The 22,029-nt window shown below is 71.8% G+C and carries 22 protein-coding genes and 1 tRNA gene; 14 read left to right on the forward strand and 9 right to left on the reverse strand.

Translation table 11 applies throughout. The annotated features are described in order from the left end of the window. Positions 1-12: 12 nt before the first annotated feature. Complete coding sequence (hutU, locus tag AB5J54_RS16090) at positions 13-1,689, reverse strand: urocanate hydratase (RefSeq protein WP_369144597.1); 1,677 nt, start codon at positions 1,687-1,689, stop codon at positions 13-15. A 114-nt stretch (positions 1,690-1,803) separates the two neighbouring features. Between hutU and AB5J54_RS16095 the strand changes: the two genes are divergently transcribed. The 6 genes from AB5J54_RS16095 (at position 1,804) to AB5J54_RS16120 (ending at position 5,819) form a co-directional block, all read left to right on the forward strand. Further along, a complete protein-coding gene (locus AB5J54_RS16095; RefSeq protein WP_369144598.1) occupies positions 1,804-3,120 on the forward strand; it encodes a diaminopimelate decarboxylase in 1,317 nt (438 codons plus the stop codon). Positions 3,121-3,152: 32 nt separating this feature from the next. After that, complete coding sequence (locus AB5J54_RS16100; protein WP_369144599.1) at positions 3,153-3,632, forward strand: SRPBCC family protein; 480 nt, start codon at positions 3,153-3,155, stop codon at positions 3,630-3,632. 151 nt (positions 3,633-3,783) lie between these two features. Next, entirely contained in the window at positions 3,784-4,176 is a 393-nt protein-coding gene (locus AB5J54_RS16105; RefSeq protein WP_369144600.1) for a hypothetical protein, read from the forward strand. Beyond that, positions 4,173-4,958 (forward strand): transcriptional regulator, encoded by a 786-nt coding sequence (locus AB5J54_RS16110; protein ID WP_369144601.1) that lies wholly within the window; start codon positions 4,173-4,175, stop codon positions 4,956-4,958. Before AB5J54_RS16105 ends, AB5J54_RS16110 begins: the two co-directional genes overlap by 4 nt. A gap of 41 nt (positions 4,959-4,999) precedes the next feature. Beyond that, entirely contained in the window at positions 5,000-5,392 is a 393-nt protein-coding gene (locus AB5J54_RS16115; protein ID WP_369144602.1) for a roadblock/LC7 domain-containing protein, read from the forward strand. Between the two features lie 55 nt (positions 5,393-5,447). Continuing rightward, positions 5,448-5,819, forward strand: a complete 372-nt coding sequence (locus AB5J54_RS16120; protein WP_369144603.1) for a hypothetical protein — start codon at positions 5,448-5,450, stop codon at positions 5,817-5,819. Positions 5,820-5,822: 3 nt separating this feature from the next. Here the strand turns inward: AB5J54_RS16120 and AB5J54_RS16125 are convergent, their stop codons facing one another. The 3 genes from AB5J54_RS16125 to AB5J54_RS16135 all read right to left on the reverse strand — a co-directional run bounded on the left by AB5J54_RS16125 (position 5,823) and on the right by AB5J54_RS16135 (position 8,902). Beyond that, positions 5,823-6,656, reverse strand: a complete 834-nt coding sequence (locus AB5J54_RS16125) for a MurR/RpiR family transcriptional regulator (protein WP_369144604.1) — start codon at positions 6,654-6,656, stop codon at positions 5,823-5,825. A gap of 62 nt (positions 6,657-6,718) precedes the next feature. Continuing rightward, a complete protein-coding gene (locus AB5J54_RS16130) occupies positions 6,719-7,192 on the reverse strand; it encodes a hypothetical protein (RefSeq protein ID WP_369144605.1) in 474 nt (157 codons plus the stop codon). A gap of 321 nt (positions 7,193-7,513) precedes the next feature. Next, positions 7,514-8,902 carry a cystathionine beta-synthase gene (locus AB5J54_RS16135; RefSeq protein ID WP_369144606.1) on the reverse strand — a complete coding sequence of 463 codons (1,389 nt, stop codon included), beginning with the start codon at positions 8,900-8,902 and terminating at the stop codon, positions 7,514-7,516. A gap of 119 nt (positions 8,903-9,021) precedes the next feature. Between AB5J54_RS16135 and AB5J54_RS16140 the strand changes: the two genes are divergently transcribed. The 3 genes from AB5J54_RS16140 to AB5J54_RS16150 all read left to right on the forward strand — a co-directional run bounded on the left by AB5J54_RS16140 (position 9,022) and on the right by AB5J54_RS16150 (position 12,752). After that, positions 9,022-10,005: an SGNH/GDSL hydrolase family protein gene (locus tag AB5J54_RS16140; protein ID WP_369149349.1), complete on the forward strand. Its 984-nt coding sequence runs from the start codon at positions 9,022-9,024 to the stop codon at positions 10,003-10,005. Between the two features lie 428 nt (positions 10,006-10,433). Continuing rightward, the gene (locus AB5J54_RS16145) at positions 10,434-11,654 is read left to right on the forward strand and encodes an acetyl-CoA C-acetyltransferase (RefSeq protein WP_369144607.1); all 1,221 of its coding nucleotides are present in this window, start codon (positions 10,434-10,436) and stop codon (positions 11,652-11,654) included. A 246-nt stretch (positions 11,655-11,900) separates the two neighbouring features. Next, positions 11,901-12,752 carry a hypothetical protein gene (locus AB5J54_RS16150; protein ID WP_369144608.1) on the forward strand — a complete coding sequence of 284 codons (852 nt, stop codon included), beginning with the start codon at positions 11,901-11,903 and terminating at the stop codon, positions 12,750-12,752. Between the two features lie 16 nt (positions 12,753-12,768). Here the strand turns inward: AB5J54_RS16150 and AB5J54_RS16155 are convergent, their stop codons facing one another. Continuing rightward, the gene (locus tag AB5J54_RS16155) at positions 12,769-13,098 is read right to left on the reverse strand and encodes a hypothetical protein (RefSeq protein ID WP_369144609.1); all 330 of its coding nucleotides are present in this window, start codon (positions 13,096-13,098) and stop codon (positions 12,769-12,771) included. A 109-nt stretch (positions 13,099-13,207) separates the two neighbouring features. On the opposite strand from AB5J54_RS16155, the gene AB5J54_RS16160 reads away from it, so the two are divergent. Continuing rightward, complete coding sequence (locus AB5J54_RS16160; protein WP_189805629.1) at positions 13,208-13,438, forward strand: DUF4287 domain-containing protein; 231 nt, start codon at positions 13,208-13,210, stop codon at positions 13,436-13,438. Positions 13,439-13,456: 18 nt separating this feature from the next. Here the strand turns inward: AB5J54_RS16160 and AB5J54_RS16165 are convergent, their stop codons facing one another. Beyond that, positions 13,457-14,329 carry an alpha/beta fold hydrolase gene (locus tag AB5J54_RS16165; protein WP_369144610.1) on the reverse strand — a complete coding sequence of 291 codons (873 nt, stop codon included), beginning with the start codon at positions 14,327-14,329 and terminating at the stop codon, positions 13,457-13,459. A 103-nt stretch (positions 14,330-14,432) separates the two neighbouring features. On the opposite strand from AB5J54_RS16165, the gene AB5J54_RS16170 reads away from it, so the two are divergent. Then, a complete protein-coding gene (locus tag AB5J54_RS16170; protein WP_369144611.1) occupies positions 14,433-14,990 on the forward strand; it encodes a TetR/AcrR family transcriptional regulator in 558 nt (185 codons plus the stop codon). A gap of 64 nt (positions 14,991-15,054) precedes the next feature. On the opposite strand, the gene AB5J54_RS16175 is transcribed toward AB5J54_RS16170, so the two are convergent. Further along, positions 15,055-15,957 (reverse strand): Bax inhibitor-1/YccA family protein, encoded by a 903-nt coding sequence (locus AB5J54_RS16175; RefSeq protein ID WP_369144612.1) that lies wholly within the window; start codon positions 15,955-15,957, stop codon positions 15,055-15,057. Between the two features lie 184 nt (positions 15,958-16,141). Here AB5J54_RS16175 and AB5J54_RS16180 point away from each other — a divergent pair, with 184 nt between their 5' ends. Further along, positions 16,142-16,756 (forward strand): hypothetical protein, encoded by a 615-nt coding sequence (locus AB5J54_RS16180; protein ID WP_369144613.1) that lies wholly within the window; start codon positions 16,142-16,144, stop codon positions 16,754-16,756. Between the two features lie 10 nt (positions 16,757-16,766). On the opposite strand, the gene AB5J54_RS16185 is transcribed toward AB5J54_RS16180, so the two are convergent. Beyond that, positions 16,767-16,851 (reverse strand) — tRNA-Leu (locus tag AB5J54_RS16185). A 391-nt stretch (positions 16,852-17,242) separates the two neighbouring features. Here AB5J54_RS16185 and AB5J54_RS16190 point away from each other — a divergent pair. Beyond that, positions 17,243-18,013 carry an ABC transporter ATP-binding protein gene (locus tag AB5J54_RS16190; RefSeq protein ID WP_369144614.1) on the forward strand — a complete coding sequence of 257 codons (771 nt, stop codon included), beginning with the start codon at positions 17,243-17,245 and terminating at the stop codon, positions 18,011-18,013. A gap of 53 nt (positions 18,014-18,066) precedes the next feature. Then, positions 18,067-20,598: an ABC transporter permease gene (locus tag AB5J54_RS16195; protein ID WP_369144615.1), complete on the forward strand. Its 2,532-nt coding sequence runs from the start codon at positions 18,067-18,069 to the stop codon at positions 20,596-20,598. Between the two features lie 59 nt (positions 20,599-20,657). Here AB5J54_RS16195 and AB5J54_RS16200 read toward each other — a convergent pair whose 3' ends face one another. After that, entirely contained in the window at positions 20,658-21,950 is a 1,293-nt protein-coding gene (locus AB5J54_RS16200) for a class I SAM-dependent methyltransferase (RefSeq protein ID WP_369144616.1), read from the reverse strand. Positions 21,951-22,029 lie beyond the last annotated feature (79 nt).

Below are 22,029 nucleotides of genomic sequence, written 5' to 3' on the forward strand. Positions count from 1 at the left end.
GGAAGGTGGCACTCACGCCGAGGCCTCGTCGTCGGAGCCCTCGCGCATCGGGACGCGGACGCCCTTCTCGTCGGCGACGCGCTCGGCGATGTCGTAGCCGGCGTCGACGTGGCGGATGACGCCCATGCCGGGGTCGTTGGTGAGCACGCGGCGGATCTTCTCGCCGGCGAGCTTGGTGCCGTCGGCGACGGAGACCTGGCCGGCGTGGATGGAGCGGCCCATGCCGACGCCGCCGCCGTGGTGGATGGAGACCCAGGAGGCGCCGGAGGCGACGTTGACCATGGCGTTGAGCAGCGGCCAGTCGGCGATGGCGTCGGAGCCGTCGAGCATGGCCTCGGTCTCGCGGTACGGGGAGGCCACCGAGCCGCAGTCGAGGTGGTCGCGGCCGATGGCGAGGGGGGCGGCGAGGGTGCCGTTGCCGACCATGTCGTTGAACATGTCGCCGGCCTTGTCGCGCTCGCCCTGGCCGAGCCAGCAGATGCGGGCGGGCAGGCCCTGGAAGTGGACGCGCTCGCCGGCCATCTTGATCCAGCGGTGCAGGGACTCGTTCTCCGGGAAGAGGTCGAGGATCGCCTTGTCCGTCTTGTGGATGTCGGAGGCCTCGCCGGAGAGGGCGGCCCAGCGGAAGGGGCCCTTGCCCTCGCAGAACAGCGGGCGGATGTAGGCCGGGACGAAGCCGGGGAAGGCGAAGGCGCGGTCGTAGCCGGCCAGCTGGGCCTCGCCGCGGATCGAGTTGCCGTAGTCGAAGACCTCGGCGCCCGCGTCCATGAAGCCGACCATGGCCTCGACGTGCTTGGCCATCGACTCGCGCGAGCGCTGGGTGAAGCCGGCCGGGTCCTTGGCGGCGGCGTCGGCCATGTCCTCGAAGGCGACGCCGACCGGGAGGTAGGACAGCGGGTCGTGGGCCGAGGTCTGGTCGGTCACGATGTCGATCGGGGCGCCCTCGGCGAGCATCTGCGGGAGCAGCTCGGCGGCGTTGCCGAGGAGGCCGATGGAGAGCGGGCGGCGGGCGTCGCGGGCCTCGACGGCGAGCTGGAGGGCGTGGGCCGGGTTGTCGGCCTTGACGTCCAGGTAGCGGTGCTCGATGCGGCGCTCGATGGCGCGCGGGTCGACGTCGATGCAGATCGCGACGCCGTCGTTCATCGTCACGGCGAGGGGCTGGGCGCCGCCCATGCCGCCGAGGCCGGCGGTGAGGGTGATGGTGCCGGCCAGGGTGCCGCCGAACTTCTTGGCCGCGACGGCGGCGAAGGTCTCGTAGGTGCCCTGGAGGATGCCCTGGGTGCCGATGTAGATCCAGGAGCCGGCCGTCATCTGGCCGTACATGGTGAGGCCGAGCTGCTCCAGGCGGCGGAACTCCTCCCAGTTCGCCCAGTCGCCGACCAGGTTGGAGTTGGCGAGGAGGACGCGCGGGGCCCACTCGTGGGTCTGCATGACGCCGACCGGGCGGCCGGACTGGACGAGCATCGTCTCGTCCTGCTTGAGGGTGCGCAGGGTGCGGACCATGGCGTCGAAGGAGCGCCAGTCGCGGGCGGCCTTGCCGGTGCCGCCGTAGACGACGAGCTTGTCGGGGTGCTCGGCGACCTCGGGGTCGAGGTTGTTCTGGAGCATCCGGAGGGCGGCTTCCTGCTGCCATCCCAGGGCGCTCAGTTCCGTACCGCGGGCGGCTCGTACGGGGCGGGGTCCTGACATGGGGGTGCCTCCTCGGATGTCGTTCAGATATTCACATACTGGCTCGCTGAATAGTCTTAGTCAACAGGGCATACCGGCCACGCCGCGGACGGCGCATGGACAAGACTGGGCCGCATGGCCTCCTCCCGTCGCGATCTCGCCGTCCGAGCCACCGTCGATCAAGGACTCCTCTCCCCCGCCGAGCCCGTCGTCGCCCTCCTCGACACCGCCGGCATCCGCGCCTCCGCCGCCGCCCTGACCAGCGCGTTCGCCGCCGTCACCGACGCCCACGTGCTCCACGCCTTCGCCGTGAAGGCCACCCCGCTCGTCCCCGTCCTGCGCCTGCTCCACGAGGCCGGGCTCGGGGTCGAGGTCGCCAGCCCCGGCGAGCTGGCCCTCGCCCGCGCCGCCGGGATCCCGCCCGCGCACACCGTCCTCGACTCCCCCGCCAAGACCCCGGCCGAGCTCCGCCAGGCCCTCGCGCTCGGGATCGCCGTCAACGCCGACAACCTCCAGGAGCTGGCCCGCCTCGACGCGCTCGTCGCCTCCGCCCCCACCGCCTCACCGCTCGGGCTCCGGGTGAACCCGCAGGTCGGAGCCGGTTCCATCGGCGCGCTCTCGACCGCGACCGCCACCTCCAAATTCGGCGTGACACTCCGCGACGAAGGCGCCCGCAAGACCGTCGTCGCCGCCTGCCTGGAGCGGCCCTGGCTGACCCGGCTGCACACCCACACCGGCTCCCAGGGCATCCCGCTCGCCCTCATGGCCCAGGGGGTCGGCGAGGCGTACGCGCTGGCCGAGGAGATCAACCGGGCGGCCGGCCGGCAACAGATCGACACCCTCGACATCGGCGGCGGACTGCCGGTGAACTTCACCTCCGACGAGGAGACCCCGACGTACGCGGAGTACGCCCGGCTGCTCGCCGACACCGTCCCCGGGCTCTTCGACGGCCGCTACCGGCTCGTCACCGAGTTCGGGCGCTCCCTGCTGGCCAAGCACGGCACGGTCCTCGCCCGGGTGGAGTACACGAAGACCTCCGGCGGCCGCCCGATCGCCGTCACCCACGCCGGCGTCCAGCTGGCCACCCGTACGGTCTACGCCCCCGAGTCCTGGCCACTGCGCGTCCTCGCGTACGACTCCGAGGGCCGCCCCCGCACCGGCGACGTCACCGTCCAGGACGTGGCCGGCCCCGCCTGCTTCGCCGGGGACCTGCTCGCCACGGGCCGGGCGCTGCCGCTGCTGCACCCCGGGGACGTCGTGGCGGTCCCGGACACCGGCGCGTACTACTTCGCCCACCACTACGCGTACAACAGCCTGCGCCGGCCCGGGATCCACGGCTTCACCGTCGACGACGACGGGGCGGTGACCTTCACGACCGTCCGCGAACCCCAGACGCTCGACGAGATCGTCGCCGAGGCGGGCGGGGCGCGGGCGGACGCGCTGGTCCGGTAGCGGTGGCCCGGCGGCCCGGCTTCCATGGAGCCATGACTGGAACGGGTACGGACACCACCTCCGTCGTCGTCGAGCGCCGGGTCGCCGCCTCCCCCGGACGGGTCTGGGAGGCCATCACCGACCTGAAGGACATGCCCCGGGTCCTCTCCGGCGTCGACCGGGTGCAGGTGCTCACCGAGGGCGGCTTCGACGTGGGCACGCGCTGGCGCGAGACCCGGCGGATGTTCGGCAAGGAGGCCACCGAGGAGATGACCGTGACCGAGTGCGAGCCGCCCGACCGGTACGTCACGGTCGCCGACTCGCACGGCATGCACTACGTCTCCGAGCTCACCCTCACCCCCGACGGCGCCGGGTCCACCACCCTGCGGATGGCCTTCTCCGCGCGGCCCGCCGGCGGCCGCGCCCCCGGGGTCGTCGCCCGGCTGCTCGCCCGCTTCGGCGCGAAGGCGGTCGCGAAGGCGCTCGCGAAGGACCTGTCCGACATCGCGCACGCGGTGGAATCGCGCGGCTGACCGCCCCGTCGAAGATCTCTTCGGATCAATTCGCGTCAGACAGCGGCATGTTCCGATGGAAAATGCCAGAACGCCTCCCCGGGGCACGAACGTTCAGTAGCGTCACCGTCACTGCCGCACGTTCGCACGCCGCATCGGGAGGGGAATCCGCGTGCCCGGAATCGACGAGTGCCTCCTGGAGGCCATGGCCCTGCCCGGGGCCCGGGGCGCCTCCCTGGTCGACTGGACCAGCGGGCTCGCGCTCGGGACCGCGGGCGAATCACCGGTCGGCGACCATGAGACGACAGCCGCCGAGACCGCCGAACTAGCCCGTTCCGCAGCCGAGTTCGACTCCTTCACCACGACGGGCGGAGGACCGGGGGACGAACCGCCCGTCGAGGACCTGATCGTCACCACCCGCGCCGGTTACCACGTCCTCCGCTTCGTCGAGACCTCCTTCGACAGCAGCGTCTTCCTCCACCTCTGGCTCGACCGCGACTCCGGCAACCTCGCCCTCGCCCGGCTCCGGCTCCGCGACCTCGCCGAGAGACTGGTCCTCGGATGAGCCCGGCCACCGCCGCCACACCCAGGACGGCCGTCTCCCCGATGCTGGTCCGGCTCGCCGCCGAGAAGGCCACCGGCGCCCTGCTCCGCGACCACGGCACGCTCTACCTCGTCGACGGCCGGGTCGTGCACGCCGAGTCCCCCGCCGCCCCCGGCGTCGACGTCCTCCTCACCACCGGCGGCCGGCTGCCCCGCGAGGGCTGGGACGAGGCCGTCGACCGGGCCGGCGCCCACCGCGCGGTCGGCCGCTTCCTCGTCGACAGCGGCCGGCTGCACGACGGCGAGCTGGAGATCTGCCACCTCGGCGCCGTCTTCGACGCGGCCTTCTTCGCCCTCTCCCCCACCAGCGGACCGACCCGCTTCCGGTACGGGGTGGGGCACTGGTTCGGCACGGTGCGGCCGGTCTCCGCCGAGGCCGTCGAGCGCGAGACCGTCCGCCGCCGCGAACTCCTCGACGCCGTCTGGCCGTACGCCTCCGTGGACACCGCCCCGGTCGTACCGCGCCCCGCCTCCCCCGGCCAGACCGTGGGGGCCCGGCAGCGCGCGCTGCTCGCCGCCGCCGACGGGGAGCGGACCCCCGCCGAACTGGCCCGGCTGCTCGGCCGGCCCGCCTTCCACACGCTGCTCGACGTGCGGCGCCTCGCCGCCGCCGGGCTCGTCGAGACACCGCTGGAACCCGCATCCGCACCGCCCCCGCCGGTGGTTTCAGCGGCCCCGCCGGTGGCCGATCCCGACATCGCCCTGCTGCGCCGGCTCCGTGACGCCCTGGAGGCACACCTGTGATGAGGCGTGCCCTGCGCATGCGCGCCGAGAGGAGACAGCTCATGACGGCAGAAGCCGAGGTCCTCGGCGAGCTCAGACGGCTGCGGGCCCGGCTGCCCCAGCTCACCGGGGCCCTGGCGGCCAGCGCCGACGGACTCGTGCTCGCCCATGACACGGTCGACGGCGAGGCGGAGAGCGTGGCCGCGCTGACCGCGGCGGCGCTCGGCGTCGGCCAGCGGCTGACCGACACCACCGGTCAGGGCCGCTTCCGTGAGCTGCTCGTACGCGGCGAGGACGGCTATGTGGCGACGTACGCGGCGGGCGGCTCGGCCGTCCTGACGCTGCTCGCCGAACCCCGGATCAACGTGGGGCGGCTCCATCTGGAGGCCCGCAGGGCGAGCGCCCGGATAGGGGAACTCGTCGACGGCGCGCTGGAACGCAGAGACCTGAACTGAATCCGTCCGATCAGCAATCCGTCCGATCAGCACCGAGAAGGAAGAGAACGACACCATGGCGAACACCGAGACCTCCCTCAAGGAAGCGGCCCAGATCGAAGGCACGATCGGCGCGGCCCTCGTCGACTACACGAGCGGCATGGCGCTCGGCACGATCGGCGGTGGCAAGGACCTCGACCTGAACATGGCCGCGGCCGGCAACACCGACGTCGTCCGGGCCAAGGTCCGGACGATGGAGATGCTGGGCCTCAACGACGACATCGAGGACATCCTGATCACCCTCGGCAACCAGTACCACCTGATCCGGCTCCTGAAGGGGCGCGGCACCAACGGCCTCTTCCTCTACCTGGCGCTCGACAAGAACCGCGCGAACCTGGCGATGGCCCGCCACCAGCTGAAGAAGATCGAGGCCGAGCTGGAGGTCTGACGGCTACTCGACGAACAGGCCCCGGGCCGCCGCCTTCGTGTCGAACTCCTCCAGACGCGCCTGCGCGTCGGGGAGTTCGTCGGCCATGGCCTCCAGGAGGACCCGGCCGAGGAGCATCGGCGCGCAGGCCGTGTCGAAGGCGAGTCCGGTGCCCACGGCGGCCGGGATGAGCAGGTCGCTGTGGGCGGCGACGGGCGCGAAGGCCGACTCGGCGACGGTCACGACCGTGAGCCCGGCCGCCCGCGCGTACTCCAGGGCCTCGACGACCTCCTTGGGGTGCCGGGGCAGCGCGAAGCAGAGCAGGGCCGTGGCCCCGGCCCGTACGGCCGCGTCGATGCGGTCCTTGAGCATCGAGCCGCCCTCGTCGAGGAGCCGGACGTCCGGGTGCACCTTGGCGGCGAAGTAGGCGAAGCCGCGGGCCTGCGAGGAGGCGGCCCGCAGTCCGAGCACGGCCAACGGCCGGGAACCGGCGAGGAGCCGGCCGGCCTTCTCGACGGGTGCGGGATCGGCGAGGAGCCGGGCGAGGTGCTGGAGGTTCTCGATCTCGGCGAGCACGGCCTGCTGGTACTCGTTGTGGCCGGAGGTCTCCTCGGCGGCCGCGGGCATGCTGTCCCGCAGGTGCTTGCGGAGCGCCGGGTAGCCGTCGAAGCCGAGGGCGACCGCGAAGCGGGTGACGGAGGGCTGGCTGACGCCGGCGAGCTCGGCGAGCTCGACGCTGGACAGGAACGGCACGTCGCCGGCGCGCCGGACCATGCAGTGCGCGATCCGCCGCTGCGTCGGCGTCAGCCGGTGCCCCTCGAAGAGCGCCTGCAGCCGACCGGCCGGGCTGTCGCTCATGCCGCCCCCTTCACTTATTCATCCACAGAAGACCTTGTATAAGGATATGCAGGCGCTCGGCCTCAGGGCGAGGGGCGGGCGGCCACGGCCGTGCAGGACTCCTCCGGGCCGTGGGCCGTGACCCGGGGCCGGTCCTTCGCCGTGAGCTCGACGGTGAAGCAGCGGGTGGCCATGGCCTCGGCCGGGCCGAAGACGACCACGGTCCGCTCGTACCCGCGGGAGAAGGACACCAGGACCCGGGTGCCGTGCTCCGTGGGGCGCACCTCCATGAGCGTCCCGAGGCGCGGGCCGCCGTCGGCGAGCCGGTCGAGGGCGGCCCGCACGTCCTGCTCGGAGGGCGTGCCGCCCTCGGCGGCGAGGGCGTCGGCGAACCGTTCCGCGTCCGCCCGGGTGGCCTCGAAGGCCTCGTCCTGCCGACCGGACTCACGGGCCTGGGCGAGGACGAAGAAGGCGGCGATCGCCACGGCGGGGACGAGCAGAACCGCGGCCAGGACCTTGGCCCAGAACGGGGTTCCGCCTCTGCGTTCGGATGTCACTGGTTCCGGAGGTTACCCGCGGAGGACCCGGGAGCGCAGGCGAACGGGCCCCCGCGTGAGCGAGGGCCCGTCGGCGTCGTGCGAGGTGGTTGGCGCGGGGACCGCCGCACCCCCGGAACGGGGGGCGGGACGACGGCGGTCCCCGCGAGGACCACGGGACCGGGTCAGGGCCGGTCACCGCGTCCGCGGCGTCTGTGGAGGCCCGGGAGCCGCTCCGGAAGTCCGTGACGCCGACGACCACCAATGTGCCGGACGCTTGTTAAGCGGGTGCTGCGGGTACGTGTCGCCCTCGTACCAGTTGTACGAACTGCTGCGTACCGCCTACTTCGAGCCGCCGTTGGCCAGGAAGGCCAGCAGGTCCTGGCGGCTCACCACACCGGTCGGCTTGCCCTCGACCAGCACGATCGCCGCGTCGGCGGACTCGCCGAGGACGGCCATCAGGGCGGCGACCGGCTCGCCCGAGCCGACCTGCGGCAGCGGCGCGCTCATGTGCTGCTCCAGCGGGTCCTCCAGGGAGGCCTTCTGGGTGAACAGGTGGTCCAGGAGCTCGCGCTCCACGACCGAGCCGACGACCTCGGCCGCCATGACGTCGGGGTGGCCGGCGCCGGGCTTCACGATGGGCATCTGGGAGACGCCGTACTCGCGCAGCACCTCGATGGCCTGGCCGACGGTCTCGTCCGGGTGCATGTGGACGAGCGAGGGCAGGACGCCCTCCTTGTGACGCAGGACGTCGGCGACGGTCGCGGTGGAGGTGTCCTCCAGGAAGCCGTGGCCGGCCATCCACTCGTCGCTGAAGATCTTCGACATGTAGCCGCGGCCCGAGTCCGGGAGCAGCACGACGACGACGTCGTCGGGGCCGAGCTCCTTGGCGACCTCCAGGGCCGCGACGACGGCCATGCCGCAGGAGCCGCCGACGAGGAGGCCCTCCTCCTTGGCGAGGCGGCGGGTCATCTGGAACGAGTCCTTGTCGGACACGGCGACGATCCGGTCCGTGACGTTCCGGTCGTACGCGGTCGGCCAGAAGTCCTCGCCGACGCCCTCGACCAGGTACGGACGGCCGGAGCCGCCCGAGTAGACCGAGCCCTCCGGGTCCGCGCCGATGACCTTCACCTTCCCGCCACTGGCCTCCTTGAGGTAGTTGCCGGTGCCGGAGATGGTGCCGCCGGTGCCGACGCCCGCGACGAAGTGGGTGATCTTCCCGTCCGTCTGCTCCCAGAGCTCGGGACCGGTGGTCTCGTAGTGCGAACGCGGGTTGTTCGGGTTCGAGTACTGGTCGGGCTTCCAGGCGCCCGGCGTCTCACGGACGAGGCGGTCCGAGACGTTGTAGTACGAGTCGGGGTGCTCGGGGTCGACGGCCGTGGGGCAGACCACGACCTCGGCGCCGTACGCCCGCAGCACGTTGATCTTGTCGAGCGACACCTTGTCCGGGCAGACGAAGATGCACTTGTAGCCCTTCTGCTGGGCCACGATCGCCAGGCCGACGCCGGTGTTGCCGGACGTGGGCTCGACGATGGTTCCGCCGGGCTTGAGCTCACCGCTCTGCTCGGCCGCCTCGATCATGCGCACGGCGATCCGGTCCTTGACCGAGCCTCCGGGGTTGAAGTACTCGACCTTGGCCAGAACGGTCGCCTGAATGCCCGCTGTGACGTTGTTGAGCTTCACCAGCGGGGTGTTGCCGACGAGGCTGATCATCGAGTCGTGGAATTGCACCGTAATCTCCGGGGTCTCCGTAATGGTGTGGCCAGCGTATGCGTAGTCGGAGCGGGTTACGGGGCAGTTAGACCCTGAACGGCTTGAAGGAGGTGACGGCCCCCATGTCGAGGGCGAGGGTGGCGCGGCGGATCGCGGCGGGTGCGGCGTACGGCGGCGGGAGCATCGGGCTGATCGGGGTGGCGGCGGTGGGGGTCCTCCTGGCCGAGGCACAGCTGGCCAAGCGCACGGTCTACGGCGCACCGGCGCCGCTGCCGCCGGTGGCGGACGGCCTCTACGGCCGCGCGTTCGGCACGGAGGACCCGCTGCGGCTGGCCCTTCTGGGTGATTCCACGGCGGCGGGCCAGGGGGTGCGCCGCTCGGGGCAGACGCCGGGCGCGCTGCTCGCCTCCGGGCTCGCGGCGGTGGCGGAGCGGCCGGTGGTCCTGCGGAACGTGGCGCTCTCGGGGGCGCGCTCGGACGATCTGGAGCGGCAGGTCTCGCTGCTCCTCGCGCAGCCGCTCGGGCCGCCGGACGTCTGCGTGATCATGATCGGCGCGAACGACGTGACGCACCGGCTGCCGGCGACCGAGTCGGTACGGCTCCTCGCCTCGGCCGTACGGCGGCTGCGGACGGTCGGCGCGGAGGTGGTGGTCGGCACCTGCCCGGATCTCGGCACGATCGAGCCGGTCTACCAGCCGCTGCGCTGGCTGGCCCGGCGGGCCTCGCGGCAGCTGGCGGCGGCGCAGACGATCGTGGTGGTGGAGCAGGGGGGCCGGACGGTGTCCCTGGGCGACCTCCTCGGGCCCGAGTTCGCGGCGAACCCGCGCGAGATGTTCGGGATCGACAGCTTCCACCCCTCGGCGGAGGGGTACGCGACGGCGGCGATGGCGGTCCTGCCGACGCTGTGCGCGGCACTGGGCGTCTGGCCGGAAACGGACCGGCTGGAGCCGGCGCGGCGGGAGGACATGCTGCCGGTGGCGAAGGCGGCGGCGGAGGCGGCGAAGGAGGCGGGGACGGAGGTCACGGGGGCGCGGGCGCCGTGGGCGCTGCTGAAGCACCGGCGCCGTCGCCGCCTCCCGGTCCCGACGGAATCCCCCACCCCGGAGGACGCCCAGGCGTGACGTCGCCGTCGTGGGCCCGCGCCGCGCCCGTGTGGGCAATCGTCCCGCTGGGGCGGGACGGGTGGGCACACGGGACGGCGCCCCCAGCCGGGCCCAGGCTTCCGCGCCCGAACCCGCACCACGACCGCGCCGCCACCGAGGGTGCGGGTCCGGGCACGGAAGCCTCTGGCGCCGGCAAGGGCGCCGTCCGTTGTGCCCACCCTCCCCCAAGCTCTCGGCTTCGCTCGAGCAGGGGGGACCCCCATCGCCCCAGCGGAACGATTGCCCACAACGGCGCGCCCTCGGCGTCGCCGCGCGGAATATCCGCAGCCTCCTGAGCGCTCGCTTAGAAAAGAGGTCCGCGTCACACCCTTCGGGCGGTGACCCGTGCGGTACGTACGGGTAACTTCCCTTTCAGTCCGCCCACTCCGCACCCTCAGGGAGCCGTCATGCCCGAAGCCGTGATCGTCTCGACCGCCCGCTCGCCCATCGGCCGGGCCTTCAAGGGCTCCCTCAAGGACCTGCGGCCGGACGACCTCACCGCGACCATCATCCAGGCCGCCCTGGCCAAGGTGCCGGAGCTGGACCCGCGCGACATCGACGACCTGATGCTCGGCTGCGGCCTCCCCGGCGGCGAGCAGGGCAACAACCTGGGCCGGATCGTCGCCGTGCAGATGGGCATGGACCACCTGCCGGGCTGCACGATCACCCGTTACTGCTCCTCCTCGCTGCAGACCTCCCGCATGGCGCTGCACGCGATCAAGGCGGGCGAGGGCGACGTCTTCATCTCGGCGGGCGTCGAGATGGTGTCCCGCTTCGTGAAGGGCAACTCGGACTCGCTGCCCGACACGCACAACCCCTTCTTCGCCGAGGCGGAGGCCCGCACCGCCGAGGTCGCCGCCTCCGAGGGCTCCACCTGGCACGACCCGCGCGAGGACGGCATCGTCCCGGACGCGTACATCGCGATGGGCCAGACCGCCGAGAACCTGGCCCGCTGGAAGGGCATCAGCCGCCAGGAGATGGACGAGTTCGGCGTACGGTCGCAGAACCTCGCCGAGCAGGCCATCAAGAACGGCTTCTGGGAGCGCGAGATCACCCCGGTCACGCTGCCCGACGGCACGGTCGTGTCCGCGGACGACGGCCCGCGCGCCGGCGTCACCCTGGAGGGCGTGCAGGGCCTCAAGCCGGTCTTCCGCCCCGACGGCCTGGTCACCGCCGGCAACTGCTGCCCGCTGAACGACGGCGCCGCCGCGCTCGTGATCATGTCCGACACCAAGGCCCGCGAGCTCGGTCTGACCCCGCTGGCCCGGATCGTCTCCACCGGCGTCTCCGGCCTCTCCCCCGAGATCATGGGTCTCGGCCCGGTCGAGGCCTCGAAGCAGGCCCTCAAGCGCGCCGGCCTGACCATCGGCGACATCGACCTCGCCGAGATCAACGAGGCCTTCGCCGCCCAGGTCATCCCGTCCTACCAGGACCTGGGCCTGGACCTGGACAAGGTGAACGTCAACGGCGGCGCCATCGCCGTCGGCCACCCCTTCGGCATGACCGGCGCCCGCATCACCGGCACGCTGATCAACAGCCTCCAGTTCCACGACAAGCAGTTCGGCCTGGAGACCATGTGCGTCGGCGGCGGCCAGGGCATGGCGATGGTCATCGAGCGTCTCAGCTAGTCACCGCCCCGCTCTCCACGGACCGAGCGCGTCAACCGCTCCGCGTCCGAGCCGTGACCGAATCTCCCCCAGGATGTGACCTACATCCCGGGGGAGTTCGTTTTCCCAGGTCAGGGCCGTTTTGGGACTAAACACCTGGCAGAAATACCTGTCCAATTCGTGACGTAATGCACTGACAGCGGGCACCACCCCAGGACAAGCTGATGTAGGAAGTCGGGGGATCGACTCGGAATCGGGAGTACGTCAGTGAGCGCCATGTCTCTTGCCCTGCTGCTGACCACGGCCGCCGCCACGGCCGTGGGCGCTGCTGCCCTGCACGCCGTCCACGGTCTCCGCAAGGAGGTCACCGCCCTCCGGGGCGAGCTGGCCGCCGGTCACGGTGCCACGGTCCCCGCGGCCCGCGCCACGCCCGCCGCCGAGATACGGGCCGCGGTCGCCGAGGCGCTGGCCGAGGAGCGCGAGCGCGAGCTCGCGGAGGCGCGCGCCTTCTGGGCCGCGCAGGAGGCCCGTGACGCGGCCGACGCCCCGTCCCTGCTCGGCGGTCTGGGCGGCCCGGTCGACGACGGCACGCTCTTCGTGCCGCGCCAGGCCGACTTCGTGGGCCTGGAGGCGATGGCCCTGGAGGCCATGGAGGCGGAGGCCACCGCGCTCGACGGCCCCGACCCGCTGGAGGCCTTCGACTCCTTCGACGAGTACCCCGAGTACCCCGAGGACTCCGTGGAGCTGGCCGCGGCCCGCCGCCGGCACCCCTCGCACCCGGACTTCGTGCCGGTGCAGACGCCCGTCGTGACGGACCACGAGCGGACGGTGGCCCGCCTGGAGGAGCTCGCGGACACCGGTACCGCGCTCACCGACGTGCGCCCGGGCCCGCTCGGCACCCTCGACGTGTACGTCTTCGCGGACGGCACCACCCTCTGTATGACCCCGGGCCACCGCGAGACCGCGGAGCGCCTGGCGGAGGCCCTCCGCGCCGGCCGCACCCCGGTCCTGCTCGGCGGCTCGGGCGTCTCGGGCGCCTTCGCCCTGACCTTCTCGTACGGCGACTCGGACGAGGAGAACGTCTACATCCTCGCCGACCGCGTCATCGCCTCCCTGTAAGGCCGCCAGGGGCTTCCTACAGCCCCGAGCGCTCCGCCGCCTCCCCCACCAGCCTCACGGCCTCGTCCAGCTCCGCCTCGCGGGAGCCGGCCGGGGCCGTTCGCAGGATTTCGGCCAGATCGTTCCCGGCGACGGCGAGTTGGTCGCCCACCACGAAGAGCCCCGCGTCCGGCATGATCACCGGCTCCCGGTCCGGGTCCTCGGCACGCTGGGCGCGCACCGCCAACTCCCTGGCCAGGGCGAGGCCTTCGGCCGCCGCGGTCTGCTTGAGACGGCTCTGCGGGGCCGCCCGCAGCCGGTCGGCGAACCGCTCGACGGCGGCGGTCAGTTCACTCGTATCGTGCACCCCGCGACCCTACGCGCCCTCCCGGGCCCCTTGCCAACGGCCGCAGGCTTCGGCACGGTGACGGGAAGGAGTACGAGAAGCACACGGTACGAAGCGTCCGGAGGCGCCGATGTCCCACACTTTCTCCGAAGAGACCCACCGCAACCTCTTGGCCCGGATCCCGCGCCGCACCGGTCGTGAGATCGCCGACTGGATGCGCACCGTCGAGGAGGGCCCCTCCCTCCTCCGCTTCGAGGAGCGGGTCAGCTGGCTCCGCGGGGCGCACGAGCTGGCGTACGGCCATGCGAAGGCGATCATCCACGAGTACGACCTGCGGCGGGCGGCCCGCAGACTGCTCTGATCCGGAACCCGCCGCGCGTCACTTCAGGTGCCGGCCGAGGAAGTCGCGGACGAGTGCGGCGATCTCCTCGCCGTGCGTCTCCAGGGCGAAGTGCCCGGCGTCCAGGAGGTGGATCTCGGCGTCGGGAAGGTCACGGGCGAAGGCCTCCGCACCGGCCGGTCCGAAGATCTCGTCGCCGCGCCCCCAGGCCGCGAGCAGCGGCGGCCGGTGGGTGCGGAAGTACTCCTGGAAGGCCGGGTAGCCGTCCAGGTTGAACTGGTAGTCCCAGAAGAGCTGGAGCTGGATCTCCTTGTTGCCGGGCCGGTCGAGGCCGGCCTGGTCCAGGGTCCAGGTCTCGGGGCCGATCCGGTCGAGCCGGTCGGCGGGGACCCCGTGGGTGTACTGCCAGCGGGTGGCCTCGGCGGTCAGCAGTTCCCGTACGCCGGCCTCGTTCGCCGCCCGGTCCTTCGCGTGGGCGAAGAGCACGTCCCAGAAGGGCGTGAATCCCTCCAGGTAGGCGTTGCCGCTCTGACTGACGATCGCGGTGACGCGCTCGGGACTGCGGGAGGCGATCCGCAGGCCGATCGGTGCTCCGTAGTCCTGGATGTACAGCGCGAACCTCTCCACGCCCAGCTGGTCGAGGAGGCCGAGGGTGATCTCGGTGAGCTTCTCGAAGCTGTACTCGAAGTCCTCGACGGCCGGTGCGGCGGAGGCGCCGAAGCCGATGTGGTCCGGGGCGATCAGGTGGTACGCGTCGGCGAGCTCGGCGATGAGCCCCCGGTACATGTGCGAGCTGGACGGGAAGCCGTGCAGCAGCACGAGGGTGGGGTTCGCCGGGTCGCCGGCCTCCCGGTAGAAGACGTCGAGCCCGTCGACGGTGACGGTGCGGGCACGCAGGCGGTACGCGGACATGGCTGACTCCCCGTTTCCGGTTTCCGATCGAGAGAACGGTCGTTCTCCCGATGCCCTGTAGACTACGAGAACGATGGTTCTCCACGCAAGGGGTGATCGGACGATGGACGCGGAAACCGCCGAGCTGAAGCTGCTCGACACCGCGGAACGGCTCTTCGACGAGCGGGGGGTGCAGGCCGTCGGCATGGACGCCATCCGCACCGCGTCGGGGGTCTCCCTGAAGCGGCTCTACCAGGTCTTCCCGTCCAAGGAGCTCCTGGTCGAGGCCGTTCTGCGGCGCCGCGACGAGGCCGTGCGGGCCGCCCTGACCTCGCACGGCGCGCGGGCCGCCGACGGGCCGTACGAGCGCGCCCTCGCGGTCTTCGACTGGCTGGCCGGCTGGTTCGCGGAGCCCGGGTTCCGCGGCTGCGCGTTCATCAACACCTTCGGGGAGCTCGGCGGGGTCACCCCGGCGGTCACCACGATCGCCCGCGACCACAAGGAGGCCCTGCGGGCCTACTTCGCGGAGCAGACGGACGCCCTCGGCGCCCCGCCCGTCCTCGCCGACCAGCTGGCCCTGCTCGCCAACGGCGCCATGGCCGTCGCGGGCATCACCGGCTCCCCCGAACCGGCCGCGCAGGCGAAGGCCGCGGCGCGGGTCCTCCTGGACGCGACGCCCTAGACACGCGGAAGGGCCCGCCCGGCACGAAGCCGGACGGGCCCTTCCCCCCGAGTCAGGGGGTGCGTCAGTCGTCGCCCTGCAGGATCGACAGCAGACGCAGCATCTCCAGGTAGATCCACACCAGGGTCATGGTGAGACCGAAGGCGGCCAGCCATGCCTCCTCGCGCGGCGCGCCGTAGGTCACGCCGTCCTCGACCTGCTTGAAGTCGAGGGCGAGGAAGCAGGCACCGAGGATGATGCCGACGATGCCGAAGACGATGCCGAGGCCACCGCTGCGGAAGCCGAGGCCGTCACCGCCGGCGAAGACGGCGAACAGCAGGTTGGCCACCATGAGCAGCGTGAAGCCGATCGCGGCGGCGATCACGAAGCCGTAGAAGCGGCGGGTGACGCGGATCCAGCCCATCTTGTAGGCGATGAGCACACCGGCGAAGACCGCCATCGTGCCCAGGACCGCCTGGATGACCACGCCGTCGGCGATGTACGTCGAGACGGCGGCCGAGATGACGCCCAGGAAGACGCCCTCGAAGGCCGCGTAGCCCAGGATCAGCGCGGGAGACGGCTTGCGCTTGAAGGACTGCACCAGCGACAGGACCAGGGCGACCAGAGCGGCGCCGATGGCGATGCCGTAGGACTTGCCGAGGTTCGCCGGGTCGACCGGCAGCAGCAGCCAGGACAGGACGGCGGTGAGCACGACCGTGCCGAGCGTCATGGCCGTACGGCTCACGACGTCGTCGATCGTCATCACGTTGCCGCGGGCCTGCTGCGGGGCGCCGAGCTGGACGTCCTGCGGGGCGTACGGGTTGGTCGCGTACGGGTTCGTCGCGCCCTGGGCGTACGGGTTGCCCGTGGCGTACGGGTCGGTTCCGACGGCGGGGCCCCCGGCCTGCGGCTGCTGCGCGTTGAAGCCCGCGTAGCCGGCGTCGCGGCTGAACCCCCGTCGCGAGAAGACCGGGTTGCTGCTCCTCATCTCACTCCTCCATGGCAAGACCGCACGGCGCGGTCTTGCGTCAAGAGTAATGGGTAGGCAAAAGGAACGCCCTAGTGCTCGGGGAGGATCTTTTCCCGTAAGTTTTCGATCTTCGTCGGCGGCGGGCCACCCCGCCCGGCCAGGCTCGTCCCGTACGGAACCACCCCCTCCACAGGAGAGCCCCATGGCCGCCGAACCGAACGAGACCTGGACCCTGCGCCACGCCACCGCGTGGGTCTTCACCGCGGACGGGCGCCTCACCAGGCCCGTGATCCTGGTCGGCGACGCCGGCACCGGACTCGCCGAGCTCGCCGCGGGCGCGGACCACGACTCGTACGCGCTCCTCAAGGAACTCACGGCGCGCGGCCACGACCTGATCCTGCTCGGCCTGCCCGAGGACGGCTCGATGACGGGCGACGGCGGGATCGTGCAGAACACCGTCACGCGCACGATCGCGGAGCAGTACGGCGACACCCGGCTGACCGTCGGCGGCACCGGGCGGGGCGCCCTCGCCGCCCGCTACGCCCTCGCCGGCATGGAGTACCAGCGGATCGACCACCGGACGGGTGTCTTCTTCTCCCACAACGCCGCCGCCCCGGAGCTGGAGGACGAGGCCGAGCTGAGCCGCATGGGCGGCAGGCCGCAGATCCCGCTGTTCCTGCGCCTGACCGACAGCGGCGTGGACGACGGGCTCGACGAGGAGGCCGCCGACGAGACGATGACGGGCACGGCGGGCGGGGCCGGTCCCCTGCTCTCCAAGGAGTACGGCTCCCGACTGCTTGAGCGTCTGCCTGGGTAGCGAGACCGTGTGGTGCCCGGAACCGGACTCGAACCGGTACGGCCCGAAGGCCAGCGAGGTTTAAGCTCGCCGTGTCTGCATTCCACCATCCGGGCGTCGCCGCGAAGCTCCGCGTTGGCACATGAGCCTATCGGGACGGTTTCCCCCGATCAGCGGAACATCGGCCCGATGTTGTCTTATTTTATTGACGTCTGAGGGTGCGTCAGTGCAGGTGAGGGGCCTTTCGCCAAACTGTGACAGGGGTCGCAGGCGCAAAGCGGCACCCCCTGGAATGACGAAAAGTCGTCGCAGGTCTGTCACCTCCGGCCGACGGGTTCCCCGTCGTCCGGAGTCAGGGGTCCCGTCATCCCAAAGGAGGAGGGACCGGACCTCCGGTCAGACTCGAGACTGCCCCCGGAACGGGCACGTGGGCGGACGACCGGAAGCGGAACGCTCGACACGATGGAGGGGTTCCCGAATCGCCGTCGCAGTGACAGGAGTCCCCCCGTGACCACCACCCCCACCGTGTCCCGCGCCACCGCGGTGGCCGCCCGCGCCACGGATCTCACCAAGGTCTACGGACACGGCGAGACCCAGGTGGTCGCGCTCGACCGGGTCAGCGTGGACTTCCGACAGGGCGAGTTCACCGCGATCATGGGCCCCTCCGGCTCCGGCAAGTCGACGCTCATGCACTGCGTCGCCGGTCTGGACTCCTTCTCCTCCGGCTCGGTCCGCATCGGCGAGACGGAGCTGTCGACCCTGAAGGACAAGCAGCTCACCCAGCTGCGCCGGGACAAGATCGGCTTCATCTTCCAGGCCTTCAACCTGCTGCCGACGCTGACGGCCCTGGAGAACATCACGCTGCCCATGGACATCGCCGGCCGCAAGGCCGACAAGCAGTGGGTCCAGCAGGTCATCGACATGCTCGGCCTCTCCGGCCGGCTCACCCACCGCCCGTCCGAGCTCTCCGGCGGCCAGCAGCAGCGCGTGGCCGTGGCCCGCGCCCTCGCCTCCCGCCCCGAGATCATCTTCGGCGACGAGCCCACCGGAAACCTGGACTCCCGCTCCGGCGCCGAGGTCCTCGGCTTCCTCCGCAACTCGGTACGTGAACTGGGCCAGACCGTCGTCATGGTCACCCACGACGCCGTCGCCGCCTCCTACGCGGACCGCGTCATCTTCCTCGCGGACGGCCGGATCGTCGACGAGATGCTCCGCCCGACGGCGGACGGCGTCCTCGACCGCATGAAGGCCTTCGACGCCAAGGGCCGTACGAGCTGACGCGGCACCAAGCCGCCACCGCCCGCCGCCTCCTCGAACTCCAGGACCCACCCATGTTCCGTACCGCCCTGCGCAACGTACTCGCGCACAAGGCGAGACTGCTGATGACCGTCCTCGCCGTGATGCTCGGCGTGGCCTTCGTCTCCGGCACCCTCGTCTTCACCGACACCCTCTCGAACGCCTTCCGCAGCCAGTCGGCCAAGAGCTACGACGACGTCGCCGTCGCGGTCAGCCTGCGGCCCGACCCGGAGGAGGCCGTCAAGGACCCCGGCCTCTCCCAGCGGACCGTCGACGAGGTCGCGAAGCTCGACGGCGTCACCGCCGTCGCCCCGCGCGTCGACGGATTCGCCGGCGTGCCGGACAAGAACGGCAAGCTGATCGGCGTCGGCTGGTCCAACAAGGGCACCAACTTCGCCCCCGGCAAGGACGGCAAGGACCCGGCCCTCACCTTCACCACCGGCAACGGCCCGGCCGCGGCCGACCAGGTCGCCCTCGACAAGGACACCGCCGACAAGGGCGGCTACAAGGTCGGCGACCGGGTGCGGGTCGCCACCAACGGCCCGGTGAAGGAGTTCACCCTCTCCGGCGTCTTCACCACCGAGGACGGCGCCGTCAACGCGGGCGGCAGCCTCGTGGTCTTCGACGCCCCGGTCGCCCAGAAGCTCTACCTGAAGCCCGGCTACTACTCCGACCTGAACGTCACGGCGGCCCCCGGCGCCGACGCCGAGAAGCTCCGCGACGAGGTCCTGAAGGTGGTCCCGAAGGCCGCCACCGCCCAGACCGGCCAGGCCCTCGCCGACCAGCAGGCCACGGACATCGAGGCCGGCCTCGGCGCCCTCAACCAGGTCCTCCTGGGCTTCGCCGGCATCGCGCTCTTCGTCGGCATCTTCCTGATCGCCAACACCTTCACGATGCTGGTCGCCCAGCGCACCAAGGAGCTGGCCCTGATGCGCGCGGTCGGTGCCTCGCGCCGGCAGATCACCCGCTCCGTCCTGGCCGAGGCCGGCATCGTCGGCATCCTCGCCTCCGCCGTCGGATACGTCCTCGGCATCGGGCTCGCCGTTGCCCTGCGCTCCGGCATGGCCGCCTTCGACATGAAGGTCCCGGACGGCGCCCTGGTCCTCGGCGCCACCCCGGCCGTGGCCGCCTTCGGCGTCGGTGTCGTCATCACCACGCTGGCCGCCTGGCTGCCCGGCCGCCGGGCCGCGAAGATCCCGCCGGTCGCCGCGATGAACAGCGTGCACGCCACCCCGAGCGCCAAGTCCCTCGTGGTGCGCAACTCGATCGGTGCCGCGATCACCGCGATCGGTGCCGTCCTCATCGTGCTCGGCGCGAACGCCGGCGGCGACGACGGCCGCATGACCATCGCGGGCGGTGCCTTCGCCACCCTCATCGGCGTCATCGTCCTCATCCCGTTCCTGGTCCGGCCCGTGATCGCCCTGATCCGTCCCCTCTTCGAGGCGGTCTTCGGGATCTCCGGCAAGCTCGCCGGCCTCAACGCGGTCCGCAACCCGCGCCGCACCGGCGCCACCGCCTCCGCGCTCGCCATCGGCCTCACCCTGGTCACCGGCCTGTCCGTCATCGGCGTCAGCGCCGGCCAGGCCCTGGACAAGATGACCGTCGACCAGATCAAGGCCGACTACATGGTCACCATGGCCAGCGGCGGCGGTCTGTCGCACGAGGCCCTGACCGCCCTGGAGAAGGCCCCGGGCGTCACCGCGGTCTCCCCGCAGCAGGCGGGCGCCTTCGACCTCAAGGGCACGTACGTCTCCGCCTCCGGCGTCACCCCCGGCGCCATCGAGAAGGTCCTCAAGGTCGAGGTCGTGAACGGTTCGCTGGCCTCGCTCGGCGAGGGGAAGATCGCCGTCGCCGACAAGACCGCCACCAGCCGCGGCCTGAAGGTCGGCTCCAGCGTCCCGGTCGAGTACCTGGACAAGAAGAAGGGCACGCTGACCGTCGGCGCGATCTACGAGGACAGCGAGTTCCTCTCCCCCGTCCTCGTGGACGCGAAGATCCTCGACGCGCACGACCCGCAGCCGTACATCCCGCAGATCTTCGTCTCCACCGACGGCGGCCCGAGCGACGCGAACGAGCGGGCGCTGGCCAAGGCCATGGGTGACAACCCGGCCATCACCGTCCTCGACCAGAAGGACATCCGCGACACCTTCGGCGGGCAGATCAACCTGCTGCTGAACATCATGTACGGCCTGCTCGCCATGGCCCTGCTCATCGCCGTCCTCGGTGTCGTCAACACCCTCGCGATGTCCGTCTTCGAGCGACAGCAGGAGATCGGCATGATCCGGGCGATCGGTCTCGACCGGCGCCGGGTGAAGCGGATGGTCCGTCTGGAGGCCGTGGTCATCTCGGTGTTCGGCGCGATCGTCGGCATCGGGCTCGGCACCTTCCTCGCCTGGGCCCTCGGCAAGACCTTCGAGAGCAGCCTGCCCGGATACACCCTGGTCCTGCCCTGGGACCGGATCGGGATCTTCCTGGTCCTGGCCGGCGTGGTCGGTGTCCTCGCCTCCCTGTGGCCGGCCCGGAGCGCGGCGAAGCTGAACATGCTCTCCGCGATCAAGGCCGAGTAGCCGGACCCGTACGGAGAAGAGGGCCGGACCCCCGCGCGGGGGTCCGGCCCTCACCCCGTTCACTCCTGCCAGACGCGCGGCCGCAGCGCCGTCCCGCTCGCCCCGGAGACGGGGGTCTTCACCGCGAGGAACTGGTTCACGCCGATCCGGTTGCGCTCGAAGGAGACCGCCGAGGCCGCCATGTAGAGCCGCCAGATCCGGGCCCGGCCGGGCGAGGTGAGCCGGACCGCCCGGTCCCAGTCGCCCTCCAGGTTGGCCACCCAGCGGCGCAGGGTGAGCGCGTAGTGCTCGCGGATCGCCTCCACGTCCCGGACCTCGAAGCCGGCGTCCTCAAGGGTCGTCAGGGTGCGTCCCATGGGGGCGAGTTCGCCGTCGGGGAAGACGTACGCGTCGATGAAGGCGTCGACCTCGTAGGCCTCCTCGTCGGGCTCGGGGCGCCGGGAGATCTGGTGGTTCAGGAGCCGCCCGCCGGGCTTGAGGAGGGCGTACAGGTCGTCGGCGTACTCCCGGTACTTCGCGGCGCCGACGTGCTCGGCCATGCCGATCGAGGAGATCGCGTCGTACGGGCCGTCGGTGACGTCGCGGTAGTCCTGGACCCGGATCTCGATCAGGTCGGTGAGGCCCTCGTCGGCGACCCTCTTGCGGGCGTAGGCGGCCTGCTCGCGGGAGAGGGTGACGCCGACGACCTTGGCGCCGTACGCGCGGGCCGCGTGGATGGCCATGGAACCCCAGCCGCAGCCCACGTCGAGGAGCCGGTCGCCCTCCTTGAGGTTCAGCTTGCGGGCGATGAGGTCCAGCTTGTCGCGCTGGGCGTCCTCAAGGGTGCCGTTCTCGGTCCAGTACGCGCACGAGTAGACCATCGAGGGGCCGAGGACCAGCTCGTAGAAGTCGTTGCCCACGTCGTAGTGGTGACTGATCGCCTGCTTGTCCCGGCGCTTGCTGTGCCGGCTGCCGCTGCGGCCGCGCATCTCCTCGGCCGGGGCCTGCGGCGGCGGCAGGGGCCCGGCGAGCCGCAGCAGGGAGCGGGCGGCGGCGCGGAGCTTGGGATCGCGTACGGAGTCCAGCAGGCCCCTGGCCTCCTCGCCGCGCTCCCACAGGAGGCCCGAGAGCCGGTCCAGGAGCTCGTAGAGGTCGCCCTCGACGTCGATCTCGCCGGCCACCCAGGCGCGGGCCAGGCCCAGTTCGCCGGGCTTCCAGATCATCCTCCGCAGGGCCCGGCGGTCGCGGACGATCAGGACGGGGCCGCCGGCGGGGCCGGCTTCACTGCCGTCCCAGGCTCGCAGACGGACCGGGAGCGGTCCTCCGAGGAGTTCCTCGGCGAGAGTCGTCAGCCGCGACGCGGCGTCGGCCATGGTGCACACCTCCGTGATCTCGTGCCCCAGAAATGCTCGTCACCAAGGGAACACCGTCCGTAGGCGTTTGCAGTCCCGG

The organism is Streptomyces sp. R44 (assembly GCF_041053105.1).
Lineage (GTDB): Bacteria > Actinomycetota > Actinomycetes > Streptomycetales > Streptomycetaceae > Streptomyces.